This is a genomic window from Flavobacterium sasangense DSM 21067, assembly GCF_000686885.1.
GTDB classification, from domain to species: Bacteria; Bacteroidota; Bacteroidia; order Flavobacteriales; family Flavobacteriaceae; genus Flavobacterium; species Flavobacterium sasangense.
The window spans coordinates 43127-58841 of sequence record NZ_JMLU01000008.1 but is presented as its reverse complement, the minus strand read 5'-3'; the positions used below and the strand labels follow the sequence as shown (position 1 = coordinate 58841).

Annotated in this window: 28 protein-coding genes; 8 read left to right on the top strand and 20 right to left on the bottom strand. The window is 35.4% G+C overall.

The genetic code is table 11. The features are described 5' to 3' along the window. Nucleotides 1-2: 2 nt before the first annotated feature. Nucleotides 3-1007, bottom strand: coding sequence for a hypothetical protein (locus tag BP92_RS0107750; protein WP_026725545.1), 1005 nt, complete (start codon nt 1005-1007; stop codon nt 3-5). 61 nt (nt 1008-1068) lie between these two features. Next, the gene (locus BP92_RS0107745) at nt 1069-2142 is read right to left on the bottom strand and encodes an ATP-dependent Clp protease proteolytic subunit (protein WP_026725544.1); all 1074 of its coding nucleotides are present in this window, start codon (nt 2140-2142) and stop codon (nt 1069-1071) included. 184 nt (nt 2143-2326) lie between these two features. On the opposite strand from BP92_RS0107745, the gene BP92_RS0107740 reads away from it, so the two are divergent. The 8 genes from BP92_RS0107740 to BP92_RS15955 all read left to right on the top strand — a co-directional run bounded on the left by BP92_RS0107740 (nt 2327) and on the right by BP92_RS15955 (nt 8709). Beyond that, entirely contained in the window at nt 2327-2824 is a 498-nt protein-coding gene (locus tag BP92_RS0107740) for a DUF1804 family protein (RefSeq protein ID WP_026725543.1), read from the top strand. 26 nt (nt 2825-2850) lie between these two features. Further along, nucleotides 2851-3075 (top strand): hypothetical protein, encoded by a 225-nt coding sequence (locus tag BP92_RS0107735; protein ID WP_150111892.1) that lies wholly within the window; start codon nt 2851-2853, stop codon nt 3073-3075. Beyond that, nucleotides 3059-4579: a hypothetical protein gene (locus BP92_RS15960; protein ID WP_051604421.1), complete on the top strand. Its 1521-nt coding sequence runs from the start codon at nt 3059-3061 to the stop codon at nt 4577-4579. Before BP92_RS0107735 ends, BP92_RS15960 begins: the two co-directional genes overlap by 17 nt. Next, complete coding sequence (locus BP92_RS0107725) at nt 4576-4998, top strand: phage protein Gp36 family protein (protein ID WP_026725541.1); 423 nt, start codon at nt 4576-4578, stop codon at nt 4996-4998. The genes BP92_RS15960 and BP92_RS0107725 overlap by 4 nt, the downstream gene beginning before the upstream one ends. Then, entirely contained in the window at nt 4998-6275 is a 1278-nt protein-coding gene (locus BP92_RS0107720) for a phage portal protein family protein (RefSeq protein WP_026725540.1), read from the top strand. The genes BP92_RS0107725 and BP92_RS0107720 overlap by 1 nt, the downstream gene beginning before the upstream one ends. A gap of 269 nt (nt 6276-6544) precedes the next feature. After that, nucleotides 6545-7555 carry a phage minor head protein gene (locus BP92_RS0107715; protein ID WP_084329691.1) on the top strand — a complete coding sequence of 337 codons (1011 nt, stop codon included), beginning with the start codon at nt 6545-6547 and terminating at the stop codon, nt 7553-7555. A 112-nt stretch (nt 7556-7667) separates the two neighbouring features. Next, entirely contained in the window at nt 7668-8192 is a 525-nt protein-coding gene (locus BP92_RS0107710) for a phage virion morphogenesis protein (RefSeq protein WP_026725538.1), read from the top strand. Nucleotide 8193: 1 nt separating this feature from the next. Next, nucleotides 8194-8709, top strand: a complete 516-nt coding sequence (locus BP92_RS15955) for a hypothetical protein (protein WP_035693102.1) — start codon at nt 8194-8196, stop codon at nt 8707-8709. Here BP92_RS15955 and BP92_RS0107700 read toward each other — a convergent pair. The 18 genes from BP92_RS0107700 to BP92_RS0107600 all read right to left on the bottom strand — a co-directional run bounded on the left by BP92_RS0107700 (nt 8693) and on the right by BP92_RS0107600 (nt 15713). Beyond that, the gene (locus BP92_RS0107700) at nt 8693-8920 is read right to left on the bottom strand and encodes a hypothetical protein (protein WP_026725537.1); all 228 of its coding nucleotides are present in this window, start codon (nt 8918-8920) and stop codon (nt 8693-8695) included. The genes BP92_RS15955 and BP92_RS0107700 overlap by 17 nt on opposite strands. 96 nt (nt 8921-9016) lie before the next feature. Next, nucleotides 9017-9568, bottom strand: a complete 552-nt coding sequence (locus BP92_RS0107695; protein ID WP_150111891.1) for a hypothetical protein — start codon at nt 9566-9568, stop codon at nt 9017-9019. A 4-nt stretch (nt 9569-9572) separates the two neighbouring features. After that, the gene (locus tag BP92_RS0107690) at nt 9573-9770 is read right to left on the bottom strand and encodes a hypothetical protein (RefSeq protein WP_026725535.1); all 198 of its coding nucleotides are present in this window, start codon (nt 9768-9770) and stop codon (nt 9573-9575) included. After that, on the bottom strand, nt 9767-10087 hold the full coding sequence (locus BP92_RS0107685; RefSeq protein ID WP_026725534.1) for a hypothetical protein: 321 nt from the start codon (nt 10085-10087) through the stop codon (nt 9767-9769). The genes BP92_RS0107690 and BP92_RS0107685 overlap by 4 nt, the downstream gene beginning before the upstream one ends. Further along, the gene (locus tag BP92_RS0107680; protein ID WP_026725533.1) at nt 10077-10283 is read right to left on the bottom strand and encodes a hypothetical protein; all 207 of its coding nucleotides are present in this window, start codon (nt 10281-10283) and stop codon (nt 10077-10079) included. The genes BP92_RS0107685 and BP92_RS0107680 overlap by 11 nt, the downstream gene beginning before the upstream one ends. A gap of 78 nt (nt 10284-10361) precedes the next feature. Then, complete coding sequence (locus BP92_RS16730; protein ID WP_051604420.1) at nt 10362-10895, bottom strand: hypothetical protein; 534 nt, start codon at nt 10893-10895, stop codon at nt 10362-10364. Next, on the bottom strand, nt 10892-11170 hold the full coding sequence (locus BP92_RS0107670) for a hypothetical protein (RefSeq protein ID WP_026725532.1): 279 nt from the start codon (nt 11168-11170) through the stop codon (nt 10892-10894). Before BP92_RS0107670 ends, BP92_RS16730 begins: the two co-directional genes overlap by 4 nt. Nucleotides 11171-11337: 167 nt before the next feature. Next, the gene (locus BP92_RS0107660) at nt 11338-11568 is read right to left on the bottom strand and encodes a hypothetical protein (RefSeq protein WP_150111890.1); all 231 of its coding nucleotides are present in this window, start codon (nt 11566-11568) and stop codon (nt 11338-11340) included. 10 nt (nt 11569-11578) lie between these two features. Further along, nucleotides 11579-12094: a hypothetical protein gene (locus BP92_RS0107655; protein ID WP_026725529.1), complete on the bottom strand. Its 516-nt coding sequence runs from the start codon at nt 12092-12094 to the stop codon at nt 11579-11581. 1 nt (nt 12095) lies between these two features. Continuing rightward, a complete protein-coding gene (locus BP92_RS0107650; protein WP_026725528.1) occupies nt 12096-12374 on the bottom strand; it encodes a hypothetical protein in 279 nt (92 codons plus the stop codon). Further along, on the bottom strand, nt 12374-12709 hold the full coding sequence (locus BP92_RS0107645; RefSeq protein ID WP_026725527.1) for a hypothetical protein: 336 nt from the start codon (nt 12707-12709) through the stop codon (nt 12374-12376). The genes BP92_RS0107650 and BP92_RS0107645 overlap by 1 nt, the downstream gene beginning before the upstream one ends. Continuing rightward, nucleotides 12709-13005 (bottom strand): hypothetical protein, encoded by a 297-nt coding sequence (locus tag BP92_RS0107640; protein ID WP_150111889.1) that lies wholly within the window; start codon nt 13003-13005, stop codon nt 12709-12711. The genes BP92_RS0107645 and BP92_RS0107640 overlap by 1 nt, the downstream gene beginning before the upstream one ends. A gap of 286 nt (nt 13006-13291) precedes the next feature. Beyond that, nucleotides 13292-13762: a hypothetical protein gene (locus tag BP92_RS0107630; RefSeq protein WP_026725524.1), complete on the bottom strand. Its 471-nt coding sequence runs from the start codon at nt 13760-13762 to the stop codon at nt 13292-13294. Then, nucleotides 13749-14048: a hypothetical protein gene (locus tag BP92_RS0107625; protein ID WP_026725523.1), complete on the bottom strand. Its 300-nt coding sequence runs from the start codon at nt 14046-14048 to the stop codon at nt 13749-13751. Before BP92_RS0107625 ends, BP92_RS0107630 begins: the two co-directional genes overlap by 14 nt. 80 nt (nt 14049-14128) lie before the next feature. Further along, the gene (locus BP92_RS0107620; RefSeq protein ID WP_026725522.1) at nt 14129-14329 is read right to left on the bottom strand and encodes a hypothetical protein; all 201 of its coding nucleotides are present in this window, start codon (nt 14327-14329) and stop codon (nt 14129-14131) included. Nucleotides 14330-14332: 3 nt separating this feature from the next. Further along, the gene (locus tag BP92_RS0107615) at nt 14333-14980 is read right to left on the bottom strand and encodes a DUF3164 family protein (protein WP_026725521.1); all 648 of its coding nucleotides are present in this window, start codon (nt 14978-14980) and stop codon (nt 14333-14335) included. A gap of 2 nt (nt 14981-14982) precedes the next feature. After that, nucleotides 14983-15198, bottom strand: a complete 216-nt coding sequence (locus BP92_RS0107610) for a hypothetical protein (protein ID WP_026725520.1) — start codon at nt 15196-15198, stop codon at nt 14983-14985. Nucleotides 15199-15338: 140 nt separating this feature from the next. Next, nucleotides 15339-15713, bottom strand: a complete 375-nt coding sequence (locus BP92_RS0107600; RefSeq protein WP_026725519.1) for a hypothetical protein — start codon at nt 15711-15713, stop codon at nt 15339-15341. Between the last annotated feature and the right edge of the window lie 2 nt (nt 15714-15715).

Here is a 15715-nt window from a genome sequence, read left to right as displayed (position 1 = left end):
GACTATGAAATGATTGCTCCAACACCTTCGTCACGAATTGGAATACCAATAAAGTATAATTCGAAACCAATTGTGTGGCGTCTGTTTTCTGGATCTAACTCTTTAGGTCTTGCATAACGAGTTACTGAACCTGTCGCTTTGAAACAAGTTTTATTGTGCATAATAACCGATGCAACTTGTGGCCCATCAACTGCACCAAATGCTACTTTAGTTCCGTTGTTATAAGTTGGGTTGTAGGTACTTTCATAAATCATAAATCCGTAGTACGATTTTGCAAGTAACCCATCAGTTGCATTGTGATATTGTGTTTGGAATGTTCTGTCCTCGTCTAACAAGTCGGCAACGTGATCAGGGCATAAAACCAAGATTCTACCTTCTTTCGGAACTAACAATTTATCCAACATTTTTTTAGCTCGAGATACATCTTTTGATCTCATTGTTGGTCTGCCGTTTGCATCTGGTGCACCTGTACAAACAATAACAGGAGTATTTGCACTATTTGTGTTTGGAGCAATTGAGTGTAATGCGTGTTGAGCTGTTTTATCTTCCAACTCCTCTCTGTGTTGTTCTTGAACGTCTGAAACCTTTTCGTATGGCAATGCGTATAGTTCTGCCGCCGTTACGGTTGTATTTGTAGTTTCGTATTTGTTCAAAGAAAGCACTACGTGAGAATCATTACGCCCATTTGAAACAATAGGATAAACGGTGTTGTTAATTAATACCGTTGGTGCGGCTCCTCTTTTTGGGATTTTAATAACATCATTATCAACCCAACCCTGCTTACTTTTTAATGCACCTAGCCACGTATTATCGTGTCGGAACTTTTTAATCATTTCCTTTTCTGCAGTTTGGTTTAATAGTGGTAATGCGACTGGAGTAACTGCGGCCATTTGCACATTATGATTATTGTCATTCATACCAAGTGCGTTGGCCACTAAAGATGCGCCCAAACAAAGGGCTAACAAGAACACGACTTTAAAAAGTCCTTTTAACTGAATTTTTTTCATTTTTCTTAATATTGGTTTTACTTTTTTTTCTTTTTGTGAAAGGTTCTAATGCCCGGACAAACTATGCACCGAAATAAGCGGCTTCTAGCTTTTTGAATTTTTCAGGTTCTTTAGCCATCATTTCCATCAACGCTTCGGGATCTTTTTCTTGATAATCCTCCATCGTCCATTTTTCACGACCCGATGCAGTTGCACCCGGAGCTTCAATTTCTGCAGAGACTTTTACAACACCTTGCATAGCGTCAATAATTGCCTTTGTTCCCTCAAAATCGGCGTTGGCTAATTTTAAGTAGTTGTCTTTTTGATCGGCCGTGATTTTTTTGTCTAAAATCGCCTGATCTACCAATGTAGATGCCATCGCCTCTTTTTGAGTTTTTGCGTTGGCCTCTAAAGCTTCCGTTCTGGACGCTTTCGTCTCGAGTGCACTCAATGCCGCTTCAATATCGGCATCGTTAGCATCAGCCGATAATTTTAATCGGCTAATCAATTGCTTTCTTTCCATTTTTTGTTTTTGATTTTCTTTTGTTAATTCGGGAATAATCGGAGCGGCAACCGCCTCCAGTATTTTTATACTCTCGGCAGTAACCTCCTCCGTTTGGTCTAAAATTGTATCCAATAAACCTTGAGCTTTGGCTTCATTTGCAGTCATCCAGTAATCGCCCTGTGCAAAAAACTCCTCGACTTGCTCAACCGTCTTATTCATTTTAGTAGCATAAGCGGTTTTGTAGTCATCGGTGGTGTTTTCTAATAATTTTAAATCCGCTTTAATAGTTATGATATCTCCATAAGTTCCCAACTTTGGGCGATGGATCATTATTTGCGAATTAGGAAAAGCGACACTAGGAAACTGTGTCATAAAATAAGTTGCAGCGGAAGCCGCAACCGAGCCAATTTTAATAGTAACTTTAGATAGCCTCTTTAAATCGTTGCACATTTCTGTAGCTTCAAAGCAATTACCACCTGCACTATTAATGTAAACTTCTACATCTGTAACACCTGTTTTTAAATACTCATCAACAATAGTTTTAATAGTAGATGATGAACTTTGAGAGTACTCACTAATGCGGTCAACTATTCTAATGGTTCCAGTTGTTCCATTTGCAGAGGCTTCGATAAATGTTCTAGGTTTTGACATTCAATTTTAGATTTTTATTCCTTTTGAGATGGCAAAGTTTAGGTTTTGTCAAGTGGTAAAAAAAAAGAGGTTTTTATTTAGTAACTCTCAATTACTGAATTAGTTAATTTGGGTTACTGATTTAAAACAGCAATTCAATTTTTACAGCCGATTGCAACAACTTTGTACCATAGAAATAGTAAGTATGGCAAAGGATAAAGAGAAAAGAATTGCATTTGATTACTACACAAATCAAGGTTTGACGGCAAAAGCAATAGCGGATATTGTGAACGTTTCCGAAAAAACCATTGGTGATTGGGTAGAGAAAGGCAATTGGAAAGCCGTTAGAGATGCTAATCTTAACGGAGCTCAAACAAGGTCGGCAAATATCAAGGAATTAATCAGCGAGTTAACAGACCAACAACTCGAGATTAATATTGAAATAAAGGAAGCCAAATCAATTGGCGATAAGGATCGTGTTATTGCTTTGCGTCAACAATCTGCTACTATTTCTCAAGAAGTGGCCATCCAAACAAAAGCATTGGAGCGTATGGACAGTGATAATAAAATTTCATTATCCACTTACCTTGAGGTTATGAATGACATATTCAAAAACCTTGAGCATTTCGACAAAGATGTTTATTTAAAAACGCTTGACTTTCAGGAGTCTCATTTATCAACCATATCAATTAAACTAGGATGACATTATTAAGAATCATTTTGAACCTTATGATTAGTAGGGCTCCATTAAATCAATATTACCTAAATATTGGCTCACACCTATTAAAGAAAGGTGCGGGATTTAAAGTAGGTCAAATTGTAAAAGAAAAACATTTGCGTGAAAACATTTACAGAGTGAGTGTTATTACTGGGTTGTTTTACAATTTTCAAGAAAATAAAGTAACGCATACTGCGGATAAAAGAATAATGAAAGTAGATGAAAAAAACAGATAAAGCCGCTCTCGAACGCTATAAAAAGAAGCTCCAACTCTCTCGCTCGTTTTCTAATGTTAATCCATTTGAAACCGAAAAGGAAAAACGTGCGGCTATTGAAATGGCAAAAACGAGTTTTAGCTTTATGGTTAAACGATACTTTCCGCATTACGCTACTGCAGAAACTCCCGATTTCCATATTGACTTTGCAAACAAGGTAAAGAAAAACAAAACTTTTAAGGGTTTTGCTCAATGGGGTCGTGCCTCGGCAAAATCTGTGGTTAATTGCGTTTTAATCCCTTTTTGGTTGTGGATTAACGAGGAGCCAATTTATTTGGTTGTCGTTGGAAACAATGCAGATAGAGGGAAGCAATTATTGGAGGATATAAGAGCCGAGTTTGAGTCCAATCCTCAAATCATCAATGATTTTGGAGAGCAATATAATCAAGGTAGTTGGGAGGATGGTTTTTTCATTACAAAAGGTGGATTTATTGGCCAGTCTTTAGGTATGGGACAATCAGTAAGGGGATTGCGTGTTAAAAACAAAAGACCTACACACATTGTACCTGATGATATTGAAACTAAAGACTTAAACGCAAATCCTGTTAGACAGTTAAAAATGGCTCGTTGGATTGAAAGGGACTTAATACCAACAATGGACGGCGGAATTAGAAGGTATATTCACTCTAACAATAAGTTTGCTCACAAAATGGTACAAACCATTTTACAGGAGATACACCCCGACTGGGTAATTGATCAAGTGAACTCATACGACCCCGTAACATTTGAGCCTACTTGGTGGCAAAAATACTCAAGCGACTATTTCCAACAAATGGAAAAGGAGATTGGAGCATTAGCGGCTAGAGCTGAGTTTAATAATGAGCCTCACGTTGAAGGTACTATTTTCAAAGCAGAGGATATCCAATATGCGCCACTTCCAAAACTAAATACTTTTAAAATCATTTTCGGTTATTGGGACGTTGCTTATTCAGGAACTCAAAGCTCCGATTATAATGCTATTGTAGTACAGGGATTAAAAGACCGAGATTTTTGGGAGATTGATTGCTTTGTTCAACAATGCAAAATGAGTGCCGCTTTAGCTTATATGTGTCAATTCCAACTATCCTTACCCGATACAGTTGTGGTACATTGGGTGTTTGAGAGCCAATTTTGGAATGATGCCGTTGAGAGTGCAATACGTGATGCCGAAAGGCTATTTAATTGCCGTTTAAACATCATTAAAAGAGATAGACCTCGAGCCGCAAAATATGATAGAATGTTGCAACTTCAACCTTACTATCAAAATGGTCGCTTTTACTATAATGAAAAGTTAAAGCACAAAAAAGACCATCAAGTGGCAATGGCTCAACTTTTTGGGATTGAACCAGGATACAACACAAAGGATGATTACCCAGATGCCAAAAAAGGCGTAACCGATGAATGCGAAAAGTATGTAACGTTTTCAGGTTCTGAAAACAGCAACTATAAATCAGGGCTAATGCGCCCAAAAAATGACCGTATATGATTTACATTGATAAGGATTATTTAATAAGTCAAGCTCAAGAAAGATTTATTGACGAGAGCTCGCAAAATGATGACGAAATAGTAGACAAAATTGAGTTAACTCAAATTGCTATTATAAAAACTTATCTCGGGACCAGGTATGATGTTAATACCATTTTTGACGAAGATAGTCCAATTGAAAACGAGGTCTTAAAAGAGATTTTGGCAAAATTGGTATTGTATAAACTTATCAGAAGAAATGCGGCTCGTAAAGTGCCAAATGACTATAAAGAGCAATTTGATGAGGCAATGAAAACGCTCAAAGAAATTGCAACGGGTATCATTCGACTTGACGGAGTTCCGCCTGCAGTTGATACTAATGGCTCGGTTGTGAGTAACTCCATTTCGGGCAATTTGTCTAATCCAAACTTTTACATCTAATGGAAAATCCTTTTAAAAAAATATACTCAAAATTTGAGAATAATGTTTTAAGAAATGCCGACCCTCGAAAGTTGAGAGTGTTTGCAGAATCAAAAGCAAGTAAAAATTACTCTGGTCAATTAGAGATGGAATCAGTTACTATGCAGTCTAAAAATCTTGCAGAGTGGAAAACTGCAATACAATTAGCTACTGATCCAGAGAACCCAGACCGCTCAAGTTTGAGAACATTATATGAAAACCTATTACTAGACAATCACCTTGCATCAGTAATCGACTCTCGTATTCTATTTTGTCAACGCTCCACCTTTAAAATTGTAAGTGAAAGCGGAGAAGAAAACGAGGAGTTAACCAAATTATTTGAGCGCACTTGGTTTGAGGAGTTGGTTCGCTTAATTCTTATGGCTCGATTTCAAGGAGCAACATTAATCGAGTTATTCGATGTTGACGAAGTAGGAGAATTAATGGACGTTAACGAGATACCTTTAGGTTATTTCAACCCGCAAAAAGGTATCATTACCAAAACACCTGGAGAAGACAAAGGATGGCCATATAAAGACGGAACAATGGCTAATTATTACCTGCAGGTTGGAAAGGATAGAGATTTAGGAATGTTGGCACAAGTAGCCCCAATTGTTTTAGCCAAAAAATTAGGTATTGGTGCGTGGCTTGACTTTGTTGAAAAATACGGAGTTCCGCCTTTATTCATAACCACAGACCGAGAAGACGACAACCGATTAAATCAACTATTTGAAGCGGCTCAAAGTTTCAAGTCCAATCACTTTATGGTTGGACGTGGAAACGAAAAGTTTGAAGTTCCATCGATAAGCTCCAACAATCCATCGGGCGCATTTGACCCTTTGGTGGAACGTGCTAACTCTGAAATATCAAAACGTTTTTTAGGTGGTACAGGTTTAACCGATGAGAAAGGTTTTGTGGGTTCGGTTGAAATTCAATTCAAGTTAGCAAAAGACCGTTTTGAAAGCGATAAGTTGATGATAAAAAATATAATGAATAAACAAGTATTTCCAAGACTTGTAAAATTATCGTCCATTTACTCCGCTTTGTCAAATCATTACTTTGAGTGGGACAATGCCGAAATTAGAACATCAAAAGAAACTGCAGAGCTTGTGGATATTTTAGGCAATCAATTTGAAATAGATCCCGAGTGGGTAGAGCAACAAACTGGAGTTCCAATTTTGGGACAAAAAACGGCAAATACTACAGTTGATCCTTTGGCATCTGCCGAGGCTAAAAAAAAAAGTCTGAAGCAAAAATAACGGCACTTTTTGAGCGATTAGAAAGCAATTATCACATTTGCAACCATAATCATATACCACAAATTGAAGCCGTTGATTTAAGCGATTATAACGCTATTATTGATAAGATTGCAAAGGATTTACACGATGGTAAAATAACCTCAAAGGATATTAACCAGGATCTAATTAATCAAACTTATAAAGACTTAACTAATGGCGTTTCCAAAGGTTTTGGCACTGATTTTACAAAGTTAGGAAAAGATGCCGGCAACGATACTGCAGTATTAGAAATGCACAAAAATATCTACCGATTTTCTCACGCAAAATCAATGGTTGAACTTCACGAAATTAACAAAGCCCTTTATGATGGAGAGCAAATGCGACAATTTCCAGAGTTCCGAAATGAGGTTGAAAAAATCAATGTTAGGTATAATAAAAATTATCTCGAGACGGAATATACAACGGCACGAAATGCGGCAGAACACGCCCGAAAATGGCAGGAGTACCAAGCAGATAAAAAGCTATTTCCAAACCTTAAATATATGACCGTTGCCGATGATAGGGTTCGAGATGAACACCAAGCATTGCACGGAATAATTAAGCCAATTGATGACGATTTTTGGAATAACTATTTCCCTCCTAATGGTTGGAACTGCCGATGCTATACAGTACAAACGGCGGAGAAAGCGGACGAGGGCAAATATGAGGATAAGACAGTTCCGCAAACCTTTATCGGAAACGTTGGCAAAACAGGGGTTATCTTTTCAAAAGGTCAATCGTTTTTTCAAATTGCTAAGGAGTTGGGGACAAATGAAACCAACAAAGCTTTCGAGCTTTCAAAGTTAGAAGTTCCACTAATTAAGCGATATAAGTCTCCAAGTGGTGCAAAAGTAAATGTTAGCCCTTGGACTGATACAAGACCAGACGAATTGTCCGGCAACTATAAAGTTGCTGTGGTTCTAGCTGATAAGGAAAAGTTAAACGTTGATTTATTGGCTCACTTGGACGGTTGGGTTGTAAAAGGTAAATCGAACCCAGAATATAGAATTAACGGAAAGATTGCAGACCGCAAAGCTCCTGAATCTACAAACTACAAAAAGAGTTTAAGTAGAGCCAATGAGCAAGGATGTGAAATAGTTGTAGTGGATTTATCTAAAAATAAAGACACCATCGAAAATGCAGAGGCAAAAATTGATAATGTGCTAAAATTGGATAATGTTCACACTAATATTAAGGAGGTTTATATTGTTTCTTCAGACAGAAAAACAGTAAAGCATTATAAAAGAAAAAAGCAGTCATAAATGACTGCCTTTCTGTGATGGACGACCAAGGCGTTTAATCCAAGACCTTAATCACATTGCAAATATATAAATATTTTTTAAACATTGATTAATAACGCTTTAAATTTTTACTATGGCAAAAAGGAGTGAAGATGAAGTGCCAGACTTTGTTGGGTTCGCAAAAGAACTCAAAAGGGATGTCGTGAGCTATTCTGCGGTTACTGCATTAAACTTTTTTATTGATAGTTTCCAAAAGCAAGGCTTCACAAATTCGAGTTTTGAACCTTGGCCAAAACGAAATAATGACACTCGCCCTGGAGGAGCTTTATTGGTAAAAAGTACCAACCTTCGAAATAGTTTAAAGATAATGGATAGATCCTCGGCGGCCATACTTTTTGGATCCAATTCTCCGTATGCTAAAATTCATAATGAGGGTGGAACTATAAACGTAACACTAACTAAAAAGGCTCGAAAGTTCTTTTGGTTTATGTATTATGCAACCAACGACTCAAGATACAAATGGATGGCAATTTCAAAAAAAGACCATCTCACAATTAAGATACCAAAACGCCAATTTATAGGGCATAGTGAAACCTTAATGAGTAATTTGGAAACTTGGTTTAAAAATGAAATAGAGCAACGATTTAAAAACATATAATATGAGTACACCGCAAAACTGGACAAAGGCATTATACAAAGAATTAGCCGAAAAAATCACAAATTCAATAGCAGCTATTGAGTGGGTAGATTTGTGGCATAATCAAGTTGGATTTTTAGAAGACGAACATCCGTTTCCAACACCTGCAGTATTTTTGTCTTTTAGATCTAATCAATTAAAAGACCTCTCTCAAAAAGTGCAACAAGTCATTTTACAAGTTGATTTTTACCTATACTTTGAAACGTTTACAGATACTTACAAAGGTTCGTATAATCAGGATGCGGCATTGAGTTTTTTGGATACAATAGACGAGCTTAATAAAATAATGCACGCATCATCTGGAGAGAATTATACAGGTATGAAACGTGTATCTTTTAACCCAGAGGACACAGGAAACGCAGGAAATTTATATCGTATCAGTTACGAATGTTTAAGTAATGACTACACCGCATTCGTGGAATACGAAAACGGAACTTTTGCCGATATGGAAGTTGAAAGGTTTATTGTTGAGCCGTAGCAAAAAGTGCTAATTGGCTAGTTGGGTGTTGTGTTCGGTTGAAAACGATGTTCTCAATAGTCTTTGGAGATTTATAATATTTATCTCCTAATTTGGCAAAAACCCACGGCAAAGAATACTTTTGCACACCAAATTCTTTGACGTTTGAGTACTTCTCAAAGTCACGTTTGATGTCGTTGTATAATTTATCTGTCAAGTCCCTAACTGCCATGTTACAAAACTATTGACTTTATTAATACTTTGCAAGTCGATTTTATGTGACCACAAGGCATAAAAAAACCGCTCAATTTTGAGCGGTTTTACTATTTTATTTTATCTCAAAGAGCATATACTCATACGCTGCCTTGCTGTGCATTATATATTCGTCTTTGCATTCTTTATATTTTTCTTCATCCACATATCCGAGTAGTTTATCTGAATTATCAAAGAAGTAATAATTAGTTACAGTCGCTTTAAAGTCGTTTTGCAACGGGTGTATTGAATATTTATGTTCAAAAATTTTATATGCAATTGCTTTTTTATCTTTCACAGACTGATAAGATTTCAATCGCTCTAATTTAAAGTTAAACAATTTGAATGTTTCCTTGTCATCTTCCTGTTGAGCTTTATCAATAACAAAATTAGTTCTATTTATAGCCTCCTCAATTGGTTCTGGAGTAATTTCTAATTCTTTAAAATAAGAATCCAAAATATCTTGATAAGTTACTTGAGATATTTCTTTTGTAGCAATCGGCTCATATTTTAAATCGTTACCCATTGCATTTTCAGAAATTTTAGCTTCGATTTGTTCCTGCTTTAAATCTTTTTTACTGCAAGAAATAAATAGTATTGCAGTTGATAGTAGTAAAAGTTTTTTCATTTTGTTATTTATTAAAATTATCAATTTGTATTTTTAGTTCGGCACAAAGCTCGTAATTTTCAACTTCTAAAGCATCATCTAATTGCTGTTTTAATTGCTCTATGGTGTAATTATGTTTGTATTTGATTTCAGTTATTCCAGTTATTTGAACACCTCCTATTGATACAATTACATCTTTCCACTGGTTTTTTTTATCACTCATAGTTCAAAAATTTTAGGTTGATCCAATCCCTCGTATAAATCAAATTTGGTGCAATATACTACAATTTCATTTTTGTAGTGTGGATAAACTTCAATATCGAAAAATTTTGCTTCCCGAAATTGCTCCTCTGCAGTTTGAAAATAAGTTGGTCGCCTGTAATAATTTTGCATTATGTATTTAAACGAATCAGGCATTAATACACGCATATCTTCTTTTCTTACATTTAACTCCTCGAATTGATATAAGGAGTGTCTAACAAAATTAAAAATCTGATCTAATTTATCAAATGTTACTTCTTTTAAAATTTTACCTTCCATCTGCTATAAGTTCTTTGATTACTTTTAATAAATATGGTCTTGGATGATATACTTCGTTGTAGCTTTCAACTCCAATATGTTTGGCAATTTCAAGCTCGCGTTTAACTCGATCCATCATAGCCTTTTTTCGGTAGATTGTTTGCGTAACCGAATCCAGTTCTTTAAACGCTTTGGTATTTTCTATTATTTGGTTCATCTTTTACAAATTGTGCATTTACCATTTTTGAATAAACGCATAGTGAAACATTTTTTGCAGTATTTAAACATCGTTTAATTAGTATTTTAAATCCGTCCAATGAATGATTTTACCTTTGAAGTTTTTATTGAAATAGGCAAATATCTCCTCTGGAGTGTCGAAACCATCATTGTTGGCAAAAATTGGAATCGTGTACGAGCTTGAGACAACCGAACCATTAAAAAAGTAAGCATCACCATAAAAACGGTCGTCAATCATAATCGTACAAGTTTTGTCAAAACTTGTGCCTAAACAAGTGAGGTTTTCAGTATTGTCTTTCCAAATGAATTCAATTTTTTGAGTGCTGACCACTGGCAGAACTGGAGCAAAGCGAAGCATATTTTTTTGACGAACATTTATAAAAAAGTCGATATTTATTCCTGGTCTCCATCGCTCTTTTAAATCCTCACGAACGGTGTGTAATTTTGGTTCACAATCCATATAAAATTGATAACTAAAATCTTTTGTTTTATATGGAACTCCTGTTTTTAATACCTCTCTGATTCCTTTGTGAATTCGCTCTACAAAGTATGTAGGTTTCTTTTTGATTTGTGTGCTAAATGGTAGTATCATTTTAATTCAATTTTTTGGTCGTTAAAAATGTAAGTCTTTCCGATTTCATAATTATTACTCATTTCAAAAGGTTCGGTGTCCGTTTGAGTTGTTCCGTCTTGTAACTGCCATCTATAATTATATTTTGCTTTACCATGTCGGTCTGATGTCACATACTTTTCAATCAATTTTTTTTTAACTGGAATATCAGTAATTTTAATGTTTGAATATAAATAATAGCCAATAGCAAAACCCAAAAGCCATAGAATATGTTTAATGCTTATTTGTATTTTCATCTTTCTTATTTATTTGTTTAAAACCGATTTCTTTCTCTCTAATTCGTGACTGGTATCTTTCGCTTTGAATTAATAGATCTAATTCTTTTAACTCATCATCCGAACAATTCTCAAGGAATCGTTCGGGAGTGATTTCGATTGTTATTACTTGAGTGTGTTTGGGCATATTATAAGTCTGAATAATGAATATAAAAGCCAACCTTTGTTTCATCATACCCTAGCTCTTTGAGTTTCTTAATAAGTTCCCACATTGTCTCTGAAACAATTTTATGAGCATTTTGTTGAACTTCATTCGGAGGTAATTTATCTCTAAAATTTACAGTCTCGTGGGTCATAAAGGATTCGTGATTAACATATCCTTTTTTTGGTTTTTTGGTTCTAAAAATTAGTTTTGACATATTCTTTTTTTTATGCTTTACTCCAGTCATCTTCGAAGTAGCGTTGGTTAATAAATGTTGATAGGTGTGCTTTTGCAACTCCTTTTCTCTGTAAGTATTTGTTGTATCCTGGTACTGCTAAAAAACACTTAATTATATCGGCTTCCTTTAGCTTTTTGAATGACTTCTCGGACTCGAATTTTTTTACTTTGTTATCGTACAAGTTCCAAAGTGCCTCAAAAGATAAATTAGCAACCGATTTTTCAATTTCAAATACTTTCAAATACTTTTTATCTTTCATCCAGATGGAGCGCATTATACTTTCATCTGCAGGGAAATTGGTTTGCAATTTTGAGAGTAGTTCTTTAACATCTTGGTATGTGGCATCCTGTGGCAAATAGCCCGTAAAAAGCCACTTTATTTGATTTTGGTTGAGTTCGCCCTCTGCAATTTCAAATAGCTTTAAATTACCTTTTAAATCATATTTAAACAGGAATACAAGCCCTATTTCTTTGCCTTTGGCTCGGTAGGTTGTAAATTGCTCCATATTAACTTCTATTAATAAATTCTAAAACAATACTCACAGTAGTACTGTACTTTTTGATATGCTTTAAAGTCATCACTTCATCGCCTTTAAAACTTAGTCTAACCTCTATATATTCAAAGTTGATAAAGTGGCAGATTATGTCATAATCATTATTTATTTTAATGTGTTTTTCTGGAGTGACTTTAACTTTCCAACTTGGTACTTTTTCCGCAATTTGTTTAAATCCTGACATTAAAAGTTGCCAGTCATTTATTAGTTTGTCTGATAATTCCTTTGCCATTATGCTAGTTTTTGGTTTAAGTCGTCAATTACAAGGTTTACTCTCAATCGAACATAGTGGTTATCGGTGTAAGTGAATAATTCCCTCAAAATGATTTCTAAAGCCCAAGCCTCGTGAAATTTTAAGGTAATTTTATGCTTCTTTTTTGCATCAAACAAAGTGGCTTTTTTAACTAATTGTTTGGCTTTACTATCGAATTTATCGGCTAAATCGTAACCGATGGAGCGATAAACATTTACTTTTTTATCGTTTGACCTTTCCATATCATATATGTAACTTAAAAGTTCATTTACGGCAATTATGGAGTCATTATTTAGTTTGAGTTCTACTTTCATTACATTATTTCAATTAATAGTTTAATATCCTCTTTGGTTAATATTTTGCCTTTTAATTGTTCGCCGTTAAACTCGACATAACCACCTAAACACTTTCCTTCTTTTGTGTATTCATAGGTTATAGTAATGTTACTATCATTTTTATCTAGTTGCCACCATCGGTAATAATCGCCGTTATCCAATGTATCGCCTTTAAGTTCTTTAAATCCAGTATTGGCAAACCATTCTATTGTAAAATATTGTTTCATCTGCAGTCTGTTTTTGGTTCTGTTATAATCTTTCCACAATAGTCGCATTGTAAGGCGGTTTTTTCGCAGTTTACCACGACTTCTATAACAACTACGCTCGTATCTTTATGTTCGCAGTTTTCATGCGTTATATCGGCAAAATCACACTTATAATTTTCGCAGTAAATAGGCCACTCACATTTTAATCGTGGGTTGTGTTTACAAGGTTTTATTATTGGTGTTGGATTGGTTGTAACATCATCAACAATAACTACTCCTTTGCACTCATCGGAGCGGCAATAGTCGTTTTCTAGTCGTAAGCAATAACCATCTTCAGTATGTTTGCACTTTAGCATTATTTAAACCTACTTTTTACGATGCCTCGCAAGGCAACTATTAACTTTTCGACTTCGTGAGTTTCCATATCTTTGAGCTTCTTTTTTACTGGAGACTTTTCGCTCTGTAAAAATTTGCTCAATCTATCCAAGTCGGGAACTTCTCCGTGCTTTTGTGATGGAGTAACCCATTGCATTTGGTAGAGTAGCGAAAGGACTATTTTGTGCTTTGGGTTTTTATTATCAAAAACCGCCCAGTTTTCTGTGGGCTGATTTATTGGAGTAGATCCTTCCTGTGCGCTTATAATTTTAACGGCTTGGTCTTGAGTTATCGACTTCAAGCTCGTGCGGTTCACATCACCCGTTACCCATTGCACCCATTCGTTTTTGGTTTCGACTTGGTAAGAGCAATTTTGCATTATTCTTTTGACTTGAAACGGAGTTATTTCTCCATTTGGGTCGTACTTCGGGATTTTTTTAGTTGCTGTCATAATGAGCCGTTAAAATTTGAAAGGTTAGAAAATGGAAACCGCTAATCATAAAACCATTTTTAGTGTACAAGTCAGAAAATGAAATTTGAAGCGGAGTACAACGACTGTAAACTTTATTAAGCTCGATTGATTTGTCAATTATTTGCTTTTTTAGTTTGTTGATATTTTTGGAGTCTATCAAATCGCCCTCGAGAGATTTTAGGTATTTGTTAAAATCTTCTTGCAGTCTGTTTTTTGTTTGAGTGGCGTGGCCTACATAAACAAAATAATGAGTAACTTTTTTCATACTGATTTATTTTAAAACTTTGCTCCCGGCAAAGACTCGAACTTTGACTGTATGCCATTCGGGAAACCCTCCTAACTAACCTAACCTTTGTATTCTGCTTTGGTGTGCTTTTTAAAGTTCTTATTATCTATAACCGCCTTTCTATAGTTTTGGAAGGCGTTACGTTCCTGCTGTGTAAACTCCTCTCGAGCTATCCAATTTCCGTTACTATCCTTGTAAATTTCTTTGCCGTTTACTTCGTAGAGCTCGTGGTCTGATATTGGGTTGATAACGATACTCATAACCTAGATGTTTGAAAATTGCAGGTTAATTGGTAGCCATTCTCCCTTATCATTTTTAACCTCAAAACCGATGTAGTCTTTTGAGTGAGAGAAAGAATAACTTTCTTTTAGTAACTCAATGCCACGCTTCCAGTTCTCGTCTTGGAATCTGTCCTCCATAGCATAAAGTTTTTGCACCAGGTTAATATCTAATTCGCCTTTTTTACGTTCTAATAAAGACATTACCAAATCTTTAGTATCAACATCATTTTCAAATTTTGAGTTGACAAAATCAATGATATGCTTTTCGGCTTGGTGCGAACGCTCGTCAAACGTTGGCTTTCCTTGACGTTTATAACTCACTCTGTACTTTCCGTGTTCAATTCTAAAGTTACCTTTGCCGTCAGCGTGTCTGGAACTGTACTCTTTTAACATTTCGTATATAGTTTGCATATCTTCAAACGCCTTTAATTTGAAAGCTTTAAGCGTTTCGTTAATTGTTAAAGCGCCAGTACAAAGCGATATAATTGTTTGTTCTTTTAGGTCTTCATACGCTTTGCGTTGGCGTTGCTTTCCCGCAATAATATCGGCGTTTCTTCTATCTAGTTCCGCCTGCAACTCCTCTGGAGATAGTTGCGATAAATCGATTGGTTTTTTTTCTTCTGATTCCATTTTTAAAATTTATTAGTTATTGTATTTTGAATTTTTTGTTCTAGTTGTGGATCTTGTTTGTAATCCTCAATTCCTTGTAAAAGTTTCGACCTTTCTTGATTGATAAAGATGCGCTCCCATTCGTCAAAAATTGGTTGTTTGCCTTTATCCTGTTGAGTACTGCAGGTTTTTAAAACTTCAAAAAGTATAAAGAACCTTTTTGTAATGTAATCACTCATATTTGTTTTTGTTCTTTACGAGTTGGTACTCCTCGAATGCCTTTCTTAAATCGGCTTCAATTTGTGGCCTTGCAATATGTTCCGAATGATTGTCTATTAACCATTGCTTTAGTTCCGCTATTTTATTTTGAAGTTGTTGTTTAGTTCGCATAGTAAATTGGTGTGTTGGTTAGAAAAATATTTGAAAACTCTTTGTTTCGGGTGATGCTATCAATTAGCGGCTGTGGATAAATAGCCATAATTTGAACGGTACAGGCCTTGTAATGGTCTCGCAAAGGCTCAACCTTGTTTGGTACAACTTCCGCCACTTTTAAGAACTGAAGCTCGCACTTTTCATATTCAGTTAAAAACCATTTATTGACTTGTGAGTTTGCCAACAATTGTTGGATTATGCTTGGATACTTACCGTAAATGTGGCACCAGTTCCAAATGGTTTGAAATAGCCTTTGATCGTACTCATCTGATGACCATTGAAGGCAATCCATTACTTGATTTTTTGTTGATACTGATTTCATAG